At 68.5% G+C, this 11,030-nt stretch carries 10 protein-coding genes and 1 tRNA gene; 6 read left to right on the plus strand and 5 right to left on the minus strand.

Going from position 1 to position 11,030, the window contains the following annotated elements; all coding sequences use genetic code 11:
- Window positions 1-107: 107 nt before the first annotated feature.
- Window positions 108-184, minus strand: a tRNA-Met gene (locus tag BN13_RS11930).
- Window positions 185-265: 81 nt separating this feature from the next.
- On the minus strand, window positions 266-3,238 hold the full coding sequence (locus BN13_RS11935; protein ID WP_048547129.1) for a UPF0182 family membrane protein: 2,973 nt from the start codon (window positions 3,236-3,238) through the stop codon (window positions 266-268).
- A gap of 55 nt (window positions 3,239-3,293) precedes the next feature.
- Between BN13_RS11935 and BN13_RS11940 the strand changes: the two genes are divergently transcribed.
- Window positions 3,294-3,797, plus strand: coding sequence for a PPA1309 family protein (locus BN13_RS11940; protein WP_048547131.1), 504 nt, complete (start codon window positions 3,294-3,296; stop codon window positions 3,795-3,797).
- Between the two features lie 13 nt (window positions 3,798-3,810).
- On the opposite strand, the gene BN13_RS11945 is transcribed toward BN13_RS11940, so the two are convergent.
- Together BN13_RS11945 and BN13_RS11950 are read right to left on the minus strand one after the other, a co-directional pair.
- Entirely contained in the window at window positions 3,811-4,920 is a 1,110-nt protein-coding gene (locus BN13_RS11945; protein ID WP_048547133.1) for a YlbL family protein, read from the minus strand.
- Window positions 4,917-5,342 carry a molybdenum cofactor biosynthesis protein MoaE gene (locus BN13_RS11950; RefSeq protein ID WP_048547135.1) on the minus strand — a complete coding sequence of 142 codons (426 nt, stop codon included), beginning with the start codon at window positions 5,340-5,342 and terminating at the stop codon, window positions 4,917-4,919. Before BN13_RS11950 ends, BN13_RS11945 begins: the two co-directional genes overlap by 4 nt.
- Window positions 5,343-5,533: 191 nt before the next feature.
- Here BN13_RS11950 and BN13_RS11955 point away from each other — a divergent pair, with 191 nt between their 5' ends.
- Both BN13_RS11955 and BN13_RS11960 read left to right on the plus strand, forming a co-directional pair.
- On the plus strand, window positions 5,534-6,991 hold the full coding sequence (locus tag BN13_RS11955; protein ID WP_235434029.1) for a zinc-dependent metalloprotease: 1,458 nt from the start codon (window positions 5,534-5,536) through the stop codon (window positions 6,989-6,991).
- A complete protein-coding gene (locus BN13_RS11960) occupies window positions 6,988-7,563 on the plus strand; it encodes an NUDIX hydrolase (RefSeq protein ID WP_053079782.1) in 576 nt (191 codons plus the stop codon). Before BN13_RS11955 ends, BN13_RS11960 begins: the two co-directional genes overlap by 4 nt.
- Here the strand turns inward: BN13_RS11960 and BN13_RS11965 are convergent.
- Window positions 7,550-8,185 carry a M48 metallopeptidase family protein gene (locus BN13_RS11965; RefSeq protein WP_053079783.1) on the minus strand — a complete coding sequence of 212 codons (636 nt, stop codon included), beginning with the start codon at window positions 8,183-8,185 and terminating at the stop codon, window positions 7,550-7,552. The two genes, BN13_RS11960 and BN13_RS11965, sit on opposite strands and share 14 nt — an antisense overlap.
- Before the next feature lie 152 nt (window positions 8,186-8,337).
- Here BN13_RS11965 and BN13_RS20020 point away from each other — a divergent pair, with 152 nt between their 5' ends.
- From BN13_RS20020 to BN13_RS11975, 3 genes are all read left to right on the plus strand, one after another.
- Window positions 8,338-8,499, plus strand: coding sequence for a DUF5679 domain-containing protein (locus tag BN13_RS20020; RefSeq protein ID WP_201329088.1), 162 nt, complete (start codon window positions 8,338-8,340; stop codon window positions 8,497-8,499).
- A 176-nt stretch (window positions 8,500-8,675) separates the two neighbouring features.
- Window positions 8,676-9,599, plus strand: coding sequence for a hypothetical protein (locus BN13_RS11970; RefSeq protein ID WP_048547138.1), 924 nt, complete (start codon window positions 8,676-8,678; stop codon window positions 9,597-9,599).
- Window positions 9,596-10,933, plus strand: coding sequence for an ABC1 kinase family protein (locus BN13_RS11975; RefSeq protein ID WP_048547140.1), 1,338 nt, complete (start codon window positions 9,596-9,598; stop codon window positions 10,931-10,933). The genes BN13_RS11970 and BN13_RS11975 overlap by 4 nt, the downstream gene beginning before the upstream one ends.
- Window positions 10,934-11,030 lie beyond the last annotated feature (97 nt).

Below are 11,030 nucleotides of genomic sequence, written 5' to 3' on the forward strand. Positions count from 1 at the left end.
CCTTGCAAGGTGTCCACAGTTGACTAACTGCTGCTAGCAAAGGTTCGTTGGAGGGGCCGGGGGCACAAAAAAGTCCGGGCCAGCCTGTTGGCTGACCCGGACTTCGGTGGTAGCGGGGGCAGGATTTGAACCTGCGACCTCCGGGTTATGAGCCCGGCGAGCTACCGAGCTGCTCCACCCCGCGTCGGTGTCACCACCATACGTTGCCGTATGCCGTGCCACCAAATCGGAGGTCGGAGCACCCGCCAGCCTCACCGGCCCGTCGTCACCCGCCTGTCGTCACGCTCCCGGTCGGGGCTGCCGCGATCGCCCGGGCGAGGGCATCCTGGGCGGCCTGCTGAGCCTCGCCATACTTCGCGAAGTCGCCGGCCTTCAAGGCCGCCTCACCGTCGGCGAAGGCCTTCTGCAGGTCCGCGAGGGCCGCGTTGAGCTTCGCAGGATCGCCCGGAGTCGGGCTCTCCGGCGTGGTCGGGGGCGGCGTGGTGGGGGTGCCGCCGTCGGATTCGCCGGTCTGCGCGCCCGAGTCACCGCCGAACAACTCATCCAGGGCGCCCTCCAGGGTGTCGGACCAGGCCAGCTTGTCACCGAAGGCCGCCACCGTCACCCGCGACAGCGGGAAGGCCGAGGCCGTATTTGCGCTGACATAGATCGGCTGGACATAGAGCAACCCACCGCCGACCGGCAACGTCAGCAGGTTGCCCAAGGTCACCTTGGACCCCGCGCTGCGGTTGGTGTTGAGGAACTGCGACAAGGTGAGGGTGAAGTCGGCGGACTTGTCGTTGGACGACACGATGTCGTTCTCGACCTGGCCCGGACCCTTGACGCTGGAGTCACGCGGCAGCACCAACAAGCGCAACTTGCCGTAGCCAGGGGCCTTCACCCCCGACTGGTTGCCCGCATTGGAGTCCACCGCCAAGAAGCCCGCCAACACCTCACGATCACCGGTCGGCATGAACGTGCTGGTCAGGGAGAAGGTCGGCTCGTCCTGATCCGGCATCGCCACGGTCAAGTAGTAGGGGGGCTGGAAGGCGTTCTGCTCCTGGGCGGGATCGTCCGGGACCTTCCAGAAGTCGTTGCCGCCGAAGAAATCCTCGGCCTTGTCGACGTGATAGCGGCTGAGCAACAGGCGCTGGACCTTGAACAAATCCTCCGGATAGCGCAAGTGCGCCATCAGGTCGCCGCTGATCTCACTTGTCGGCTTGACCGACCCGGGATAGGCCTTCATCCAGGTACGCAGCACGGGGTCGGTCTCGTCCCACGCATAGAGGCGGACGGTGCCGTCATAGGCATCAACGGTCGCCTTCACCGAGTTGCGCAGGTAGTTCACCTTGCCGCCGGCCAGCGCGGTCACGCTGCTGAGCCGCTCGGTCGTTGAGTCGGAGGTGGCCTGGCTGAGGTTCTGCAGCGCGGCATACGGATAGTGATCGGAGGTCGTGTAGCCGTCGACGACCCACTGAACCCGGCCGTCGACGATCGTCGGGTAGGGGTTGCCGTCGAGCGTCAGCCAGGGCGCGACCCGCTGGACTCGCTCCTGCGGACGACGGTGATCGAGGATTCGCGACTGGCCGCCAACCGTGTTGGAGAGGAGGAAGTTCACCTCGCGGTACTTCACGGCATACGCGGCCTGACGAAGGAAGTTGCCGATCGGCACTCCCCCGACGCCGGCATAGGTGTTGTTCTTCTGACCCGACTTGTCCTGGTAGTCGAACTCCAACGGGGCGGCGTCCTTGGAGTTGCCGACGATCGAATACAGCGGGGACTGCTCCCCGAAATAGATCCGCGGCTCGAAGTCGGGCAGGTCGCCGGTGGGCGGGATGTTCTTGGTGGCGAAGACCGGTTCGCCGCCGGCCCCGCGCTTGTTGCCATAGGCCGCGACGACCCCGAACCCGTGCGTATAGACCGTGTGGTCGTTCAGCCAGTTCCGCTGCGCCGCGGGCACCCCGGCGAGGTTGAGTTCACGAACCGCGACGACAACATCGGACTCTTTGCCGTCGATCTGGTAGCGATCGATATCGAGCGCGTCGGGGAAGGCGTAGTAGTCACGCAACGCCTGCAACTGCCGGAACGTCGGCGCCACGACGATCGGGTCGACGAGCCGGATCCCGGGAATCGTCCGCGCGTCGTCGCGCAACTGTCCGGCGGTCGCGGTCGTGCGCGCGTCATACCTGGGCGTGACTTGGATTTGATCCAGGCCGTATGCCGCCCTGGTCGCCTCGATATTTCGCTGCAGGTAGGGCGCTTCCAGGGACTTTTCGGACGGCTTGACCTTCACAGACTGGACGATGGCGGGATAGATCGTGCCGACCAAGACGGTCAGGATGGCGAGCAACGCGACCCCGATCACCGGCAGGCGCCAGGACTGGGTGAAGATCACCGCGAGGAAGAGCAGCGCGCAGATCACGGCGGCCACGGCGAGGATCGTCCGCGTCGGCAGGATCGCGTGATCGTCGGTGTAGGTGATGCCCGTCAGCAGCTTGGATTCCTTAACCGCCAGGGCATAACGGCCATACCAGAAGGACCCCGCGCGGACGAGGGCGAGCAGCGCGCCGAGGACACCGATGTGGATCAGGGCGACCCGCGTGGAGGCGCCCCGACCGGGGAGGCGGAGCCCGGCATACACATAGTGGGTGAAGCCGGCGGCGGCGATGGCACCGACCAGCACCATCGTCAGGAAGGACAGCACCGTCATGATCCACGGCAGGGAGAAGACGAAGAAGCCGATGTCCTTGCCGAAATGCGGATCGGTCGTGCCGAACGGCACTTGATTGCGCCAGGCCAAGAACGTGCGCCATTGCGCCGAGAGCGCGGCGCCGGCCAGCGAGCCGATGATGATGGGGATGCCGATCGTCAAGAGTCGACGGACGGGCTCGATCGCCTCGCGATACTGCTGGAGGGTGTCGTTGGCCTCATCGAGGATGGGGACATAGAACGGTCGGCGGCGGTAGGCCAGGATCAGGCTTCCGGCCACGAGCGCGCCTGCGATGACGAAACCGACGGCGAACAGCAGAACGCGAGTCAGCAAGGTGGTGGTGAAGACACGGCCGAAGCCGACCGAGCGGTACCAGAGGATGTCGGTCCAGACCCCGGCGAACCCGGTCGCGACCGCCGCGAGAACGCCCAGCACGAGGAGGGTGGGCACCAGAGGGCCCCGGCGTCGGGGGGTCGCCGGCGCCGGCGCACGTCGCTTAGGGGGCGGCTCCGGGGCGTCGAAGTCGTCAGTCCAATCCTTGCCACTCACGGGGGCAACCTAACCTGCGCACCTGGATAGCCGGAGATCGGGCACGATTGACCGTATGCCGCACCCCGCCTCTCCCCCTCCCACTCCCCTCCTGAAGGTGGCCCTGGAAACGGAAAATCACGTGGCCGGGGATGGCTGGGATCAAGCCCCGCGGCTCTTCGCCCTGGTGCCGACGCGCGCGGTCCTGGGGACCGACGAACCCGACCCGGCGGAGTTGAGCGCCGTGGAGCAGGAGTGGAGCCCCGAAGGTGATCTGGAGTCGGCGCTGGCACGGCTCGCCTGGCCGGAGGCCGTCGTCGGTGTGGCGCTCGTGCTCGAACGTCTCGTGGTGCCCCCGGCCGCCGAACACGACCTGCCGAGCAATCCCGACGACGCCCTGGCCGCCCTTGCCGCGCACCCCGACCGGCAAGACATCCGCCTCGTCGCCGCCGTGACTCGCGAGGGCGAGCGCACCTGCCTGCTGCGGCAACGGGCATATGACCGCGCCGACATGATCGCCTCGGGACCCGACATTGCCGAGGGACTGGTCACCGCCCTCGCCGCGACCCTCGTCGACTAACTGGGCATTACCCCTAATTGCAGGTGGGCAGCGAGCCGCTCGCGCCACTGCTGAGGGCCTTGACCTCGGCCAATGCCTCCGCGAAGGTGGCGACCCGGATGGCGCGGATGCCCTCGGGAGTGTGGCCCTTCAACTCGGCGCAGTTGTCGGCCGGGGTGAGGAAGATGGTCGCGCCCGCCTTCTTGGCGCCGACGACCTTCTGCCGGATACCGCCGATCGGGCCCACTTGGCCGGAGTCGTCGATGGTGCCGGTTCCGGCGATCCGCTTGCCGCCGGTGAGATCCCCCGGCGTCAGGACGTCGTTGACGGCGAGGGTGAACATCAGCCCGGCGGAGGGCCCACCGACATCGCCGGCGTGAATCGTGACCTGGTAGGGAAAGTTGTAGCTCGTCGCCAGGATCACGCCTAACGCGGCTTGCGATCCGGCGTCCATCGTCGTGACGGTCACCTCGGACTGCTTGCCATCGCGCTCGATCCTTAAAGTGACCTTGTCGCCGGGCTGGTGGGCTCGCACGCGTTCGCGCAGGACGCTCAAGGACGTGATGTCGACCTTGTCGATCGCGAGCAAAATATCGCCGGTTTTGAGGACTTTGGCAGACGGCGCCTCCGGCGCGAAGTCGCCTATGCGGTAGCGGGGCGTGACCTTCTGCCCGATGCTGCGCAGCGCAACCGCGACGGCCATCTCCTGCGACGACGCCATCTCGGCGGTGTTCTCGTCCTTGACTTCCTTCTCGGTGATGCCCTTGGGGAAGAACGCGTCCTCGTCGTAGATGTCCTCGCTTGGGCTGATGGCGGCGCCGACCAGATCCCACACATTGACGCGCCGCCCCGGGCCGCCCTGGACCGAGACCGTCGTGAAGTCCAACGCCCCCGCCGCCGGGTAGGTCTTCGCCCCGGTGACCTCGATCAACGGCGTGCCGCCAGAGTCCTTGCCCAGGGTGTTGATGGCAGGGCCGGGTCGCAGGATGGCGTAGGGCAACGGAATCAGGGCGAGCACCGCCGCGAGCGCCATCCCGACCACGACGGCGATCAGGAGCCGCCGGGGGCGGCGGCTCACGGCATACGGATCAGAGCTCTTGTCGTATGCCGCGTGCTCCCCCGCCGGCGGGACGGGAACCGTCACGGCAGGCCCACCCAGGTGGCGGTCCCATCGGCGAAGCGTTGGTTCTTCCAGATCGGGACCGTGGACTTGAGGGTGTCGATGAGGTCGCGGGCGGCCTCGAAGGCCGCCGCCCTGTGGGCGGACGCGACGCCGATGATCACGGCGAGGTCACCCACCCGCAGGTCGCCGACGCGATGGACAGCCGCGACGGCCAGGACGTCGTGGCGGGCGGCGACGACGCGGCACACGTCTTGCATGGCGGCGAGGGCGCCCGGGTGCGCGGAGTAGCCGAGCCCGCTGACCTCCTTGGCGTGGTCGTGGTCGCGGACCCGGCCGAGGAAGAGCACCTCGCCGCCGCAGCGGGGGTCGGTGATCGCGGCCAGGACGGCGTCAACGCTGAGCGGCTCGGGTGAGATGACGCACGAGCGCACGACGTCGGTCATCGTGGCCTCCTGCTCCGGTGGGTGTCGATGTGGGTTGTGTCGATGTGGGTGCGGTGTCGGTCGGGCGGCTCAGCGGGTTCTCGCCGGGTTGGGGCCGGAGTTGGGGCCCGGAGCGTTGGCACGGGGAACCTGCCGCGGCGCCGCGTGGTTATTGTGGATGACACATTCTCACAGGCCCCTAGGAGCCCTCAGTGCCCGAGCACGACCTGCCCGTGCCGCACAACCCCGACGACGAGTCCGGCCAGGCCGGCGGCATACCTCCGGAGATGGTCGAGATGCTGCGGCGCATGACCGGCGGCGCCGAGTTGCCTCCCGAACTGCTCAGCCATCTCGGCGAGATGGGCCTAGGGAATATTCCGGTCGCCCAGTTCGAGGCGATGATGGGCCAGTTCCAGGCCATGATGAACGCCCCGGACGACGGACCAATCTCCACCGACATCGTCACCGACGTCGCCCGCAAAACCGTTGCCGCCGAGGGCGATCGGTCGATGGGTGAGCGCGAACGCAAGCTGGCCGCCGACGCCGCACGTGTGGCCGATCTTTGGTTGGGTCAAGTGACGTCCTTGGAGGCGCCCGGCCTGGACGGGCGGGCCTGGTCCCGCTCGGAGTGGATCGAGGCGACCTTGCCGCTCTGGCAGGAGATCGTCGAGCCCGTCGCCGAGGGCGTGACCGGGGCGCTGGGCGAGGCGATGACTGCGCAGTTCTCCCAGACTGGGTTCGACCAGTTGCCGCCGGGCCTGATCCCGCCGGGGACCAACCCGGCCATGGTGCTCGGCCAGATCGGCCCGATGCTGCGCAAGGCCGGCGCGTCGATGTTCTCGATGCAACTCGGCCAGGGTTTGGCCGCGCTCGCCAGCGAGACGCTGACCGGGACGGAGGTGTCGCTGCCACTGACGCCGCCCGACACGCTCGCGCTGATTCCCTCCAATATCGCGGCCTTCGCCGCGGGGTTGGAGGTCGAGCTCGATGAGGTTTGGCTCTATCTCGCCGTGCGGGAGGCCGCGCGACTGCGACTCTTCGAGGGTGCGGCGTGGCTGGGGCCGCAGTTGCTGACCGCGGTGCAGGACTACGCCCGAGGTATCGAGATCGATACCGACAGCATCGAGTCGGCGGTCAGCGGGATCGACCCAACCAATGCCGAGGAATTGCAGCGCCAACTCACCGACAAGTTGTTCGCCCCGAAGCCGTCGGCCGCACAGCAGGCCGCTCTTCAGCGGTTGGAGACGTGGCTCGCGCTCATCGAAGGCTGGGTCGACGTTGTCGCCGATCGGGCGGCCTCGGCTCATCTGCCCCACGCCGCCGCGTTGGCCGAGACCGTCCGACGGCGCCGGGCGAGCGGTGGGCCGGCGGAGAAGACATTTGCCGGGCTAGTCGGGCTGGAACTGCGACCGCGTCGTCTGCGCGATGCCGCGAATCTCTTTGCCGCACTGGAGGCCGCCGGTGGCGCCGACCTCCGCGACGCCAGCTGGGCCCACCCCGATCTCGCGCCGACCGCGGCCGACCTTGACGACGTCCTGGCGTATGTGGAGCGCCGCACCACTGCGCCCGCGGAGGACGAGATGGACGCTGCCCTGGCCGACCTCCTGCGTGGCGCCGAGGCCGACCCGAGCGGAGACGACCCCGACAGGGGCGGCTCGACACCGTCGTGAGCCCGCACCCGCCGCCGGAAGTCCGGCATCTGTATGACGATGCCCTCGCCACCCTGCTCTCCCACCGGGGGCACAACGACGGGCAGGAGGCGCTGCGGCGCGGCTTCTTGCGCACGCTCGGCGACGATCCAGCGGCCGTGTCCAAGGCGGGGCCGCCGGCTCATTTGACGGTGTCGTGCCTGGTCCTGAGCGCGGATGCGACGCAGGTTCTCCTGCATCTGCACGCCAAGGCGGGCATGTGGCTGCAGTTCGGCGGGCATCTGGAGCAGGGCGACGCAAGCCTGCGAGCCGGCGCCGAGCGCGAGGCGCTGGAGGAGTCGGGGCTCGAGCGCATCGACCTGCTGCCCGACCCGATCGACCTGGACCGCCACCAGCTCGGGTCGCGCTTCGGGCAGTGCCGCGAGCACCTGGACGTGCGCTATCTGGCTTTCGCGCCGGTTGGCGCGCAACCGGAGAGCAGCGACGAATCGGAAGCCGTGGCGTGGTTCCCGATCGAGGGGCTGCCCGACAACATGGGTGCCGACCTGCCGCGCCTCATCACGGTGGCACGCGCGGTCGTCAATCGAGGGTGAACACGGCGTCCGGGTCAACCCCTACGTCCGCGTCCAGGTCGGGGTCCAGGTCGGAGTCGGGGTCCAGGTCGGATTCGGGGGCGATGTCGAGGCGGGCGGCCGCGGCATACCCCTCGAGATATCCGCGGGCCCGCTCCGCCGCGGGGTAGCGGGCCACCAGTGCATGGAAGGCCGGCGAATGATCGGCGTGGATCAGGTGTGCCAGCTCGTGAACGAGCACGTAGTCGATCACATAGGCGGGCATGCTCCGCAACCGATCCGAGAGCCGGATGCGGCCGGTCGCGACACTGCAGGACCCCCACCGCTTGGCCTGATTGGACACCCAGACCACCGACGCCGGCTGCGGACGTCCGTCGAGGACGTCGCGCGACAGGCGGGCCGCTCGCCGGGACAACTCGGATGCGGCCGAGGCGGGATCGGCCTCCCGGCTCGTGCGCTGTCGTCTTCGCGCCTCCTGCCGCCCCAGTGACGTGAGCATCCGCTCCACCCAGTCGCGCTCCTGGCCGGGGCTGAGACCGGCCGGCAGGAAGACGATCGTCTTGGTGCCCTCGCGGCGCGCCGAGACGGTGCGGCGGCGGCGGGCGCTGCGACGGATCTCGACATCGGGGTGGGTCGGCGGCATACAAACAAGCGTAGATAGGGGCACCGACAGCCCTTCCGAGCACGCGTGTCGCCCGCGTGCTCTTGCAGGCGTGAACGGGATTCGTCGCATAGGGTTTGAACCGGTCCACGAGCAACCTCGTGGAGGTTCGGCTAAAGAATGGAGTGACCACGATGGCTGACGAAACCTGGAGCGGCGAGTTCTACTGCGTCAAGTGCAAGGAGAAGCGCGAGGCTGAGGGCAAGGTCGTCACGACCGAGAACGGCCGCCGGATGGCCAAGGGCGTGTGCCCGGTCTGCGGCACCAACCTCAACCGGATCCTGGCCAAGGCCTGAGCACCCGCACACATCTGCCGAGGCGGGCCCCCACGATGTGGGGCCCGCCTTTGCCATTCCCGCACCCTCCGATCCGCGGTTTTCCACAGGGCTGTGGATAGCGGGGGCGGCGAGGCGGTGTCGTCTGCGAGAGTGGGCGTGAGCCGGCGTCGGCGGCGTATAGGGGGTCGAACGGTATGGAAGCCTGGCCGCGCATCGCGGGGCGCAATCGACCATTGGTGCGCGCCGATGGGAGCCTGCAGTTCGGCCTCGAACCCGAGCATGGCCTGCGCCTCGACGGCCTGACCGCGGCCGAGATGGAGTGGGTTGCCGGGCTCGACGGGACCTCGGACCCCGCGGCGACGGGCGCGTCAGCCGACATCGCCCCGGATCGTGTGCTTGCCATCCTGAGACTGCTTCAAGACCATCTGATTTTGCAGGACCCACCCGAGCCGACACTGCGCTGGCACTTCCCTGGTCGTTCGTTCGAGCATGAGGTCGCCTCCATACCCCTCCCTGGAGCGTATGCCGCGGTGCTGGCCCGCGCCGACACCTGCGTTCGCGTCCAGGGTCGGGGAGCGCTGGCCTCGACCATCACCGACCTCCTGCGGCAAGCAGGGGTGGGTGATCTCGAGCGTGACGACCTCGCCGCGACCTCGATCCAATACCGCCGCAAGCCCGATGTCGTCGTCCTGGCGATCGCGGGGCCCGTGGATCCGGAGGTGGGGTCGCCGTGGTTCGCCCGCGGCATACCGCATCTGCCGGTGTCGATCTCGGCGAGCCACGTCAGTGTCGGGCCGATGGTCGTGCCTGGGGAGACGCCCTGCCTGGGCTGTCTCGACCTCGTTCGCACGGATGGGGATCCGTCCTGGCGGTGGCTGCGGCAGCAGGTCGAGGCGCACGGCGGGCTCGCCGAGGGCGAGAGCGCTCTCGGCGCGATTGGGGCTGGGCTCGCGGCCAGGCTCGTGCTGGCGCATCTCGATCACTACCCGGCGCCGCCGGGGGTCGGTTTCGAGGTCAGTTCGCCATGGCCCGAACCCATCGCGCGTCAGTGGCCGCGCCACGTCGACTGCACCGCCTGCCGCAAGGCAGCCCAGACTCGGGCGACAATGACGGCGTGAGTGAACTCCCGCGGCGCACGGCTCGTCGCACCGCCAAGCTGGTCGGCCTCCCACTCGGAGTGGCCGGCCGCACTGCCTTGGGTATCGGCAAGCGCGTCGGTGGCCGGCCCGCCGAGGCGGTCGCGGCCGAGATTCAAGCCCGCACCGCGGAGCAGTTGTTCACCGTCCTCGGCGAGCTCAAGGGCGGCGCCATGAAGGTCGGCCAGGCCTTGTCCGTCATGGAAGCCGCGATGCCGGAAGAGTGGGCGGCGCCCTATCGGGCCACCCTGACGAAACTGCAGGAAGCCGCTCCCCCACTGCCGCCTGCCGCCGTGCACGCGGTGCTCGCCGCCGAGCTCGGACCGCGTTGGCGCACAGCGAAATTCCTCGAATTCGATGACATCCCGGCCGCGGCCGCCTCGATCGGTCAGGTGCACAAGGCGACCTGGCGGGACGGGCGCACGGTTGCGGTGAAGATCCAATACCCCGGCGCCCGTGAGGCCTTGCTCAGCGATTTGCGCCAATTGAGCCGGCTCGCGCGAGTCAGCGCGGGCTGGGTGCCGGGCCTGGACATCAAACCGGTCATGGCGGAGCTCACGTCACGGATGAGCGAAGAACTCGACTACCTCCTCGAGGCCACTCATCAGCGTGCCTTCGCCAAGGTGTTCCGGGGTGATCCAGACTTCGCGATTCCGGAGGTCGTGCACGCGTCGTCGGCGGTGCTCGTCAGCGAGTGGCTCCCGGGGGTGCCGCTATCGCGCATCATCGCCGAGGGTGATCAGCCGACGCGAGACGCGGCCGCACAGCTGTATCTCGAGTTTTTGCTGGCGGGCCCGCAACGCGCGGGCCAGTTGCATGCCGACCCCCACCCCGGCAACTTCCGCATCACCCCCGACGGCAGGCTCGGCATCCTGGACTTCGGCGCCGTCAACCGCCTGCCAGGTGGGTTGCCCCCCGTGATGGGCCGACTGCTGACGCATGCACTGGCCAGCGAGGCCGAGCCGCTGGTCGCCGGATTGCGCGCCGAGGGTTTCATCAAGCCGACCATCGAGGTCGATCCGGAGTCCGTGCTGTCCTACCTACGGATGTTTCTGGAGCCGCTGGAGCACGACCGCTACCGGTTCGATCGCGCGTGGCTGCGCTCGGTTGCGCTGAGGATCAATGATGTCCGCCGACCCGAATGGACGGTGGGGATCAAGCTGAACCTGCCACCGGAGTACCTCCTGATCCACCGCGTCTGGCTCGGCGGGATCGGGGTGCTGTGCCAGATCGGCGGCGAGGTGTCACCGCGGGAGGCGCTGGCGCATCATCTCGCCGAGTTCGACCTCGACCGGTTGCCGCCGCCGCTCCCCTGATCTGCCGCCACTCCCTCGACCGGAGCCACCCCCCCTGGGCGGAGCCACCCCCTGATCGGACGCAATAACCTGCGGCGGACGCAAAAGCTTTTGCGTC

The organism is Nostocoides jenkinsii Ben 74 (assembly GCF_001046875.1).
In the GTDB taxonomy this organism is placed as follows: Bacteria; Actinomycetota; Actinomycetes; order Actinomycetales; family Dermatophilaceae; genus Nostocoides_A; species Nostocoides_A jenkinsii.

Bases quoted from the DNA above. Each gene is read 5' to 3' on its own strand.
- BN13_RS11940 (WP_048547131.1), top strand. From the start codon at position 3,294: ATGCCGCACCCCGCCTCTCCCCCTCCCACTCCCCTCCTGAAGGTGGCC.
- BN13_RS11950 (WP_048547135.1), bottom strand. From the start codon at position 5,342: ATGACCGACGTCGTGCGCTCGTGCGTCATCTCACCCGAGCCGCTCAGC.
- BN13_RS11965 (WP_053079783.1), bottom strand. From the start codon at position 8,185: ATGCCGCCGACCCACCCCGATGTCGAGATCCGTCGCAGCGCCCGCCGC.
- BN13_RS20020 (WP_201329088.1), top strand. From the start codon at position 8,338: ATGGCTGACGAAACCTGGAGCGGCGAGTTCTACTGCGTCAAGTGCAAG.
- BN13_RS11970 (WP_048547138.1), top strand. From the start codon at position 8,676: ATGGAAGCCTGGCCGCGCATCGCGGGGCGCAATCGACCATTGGTGCGC.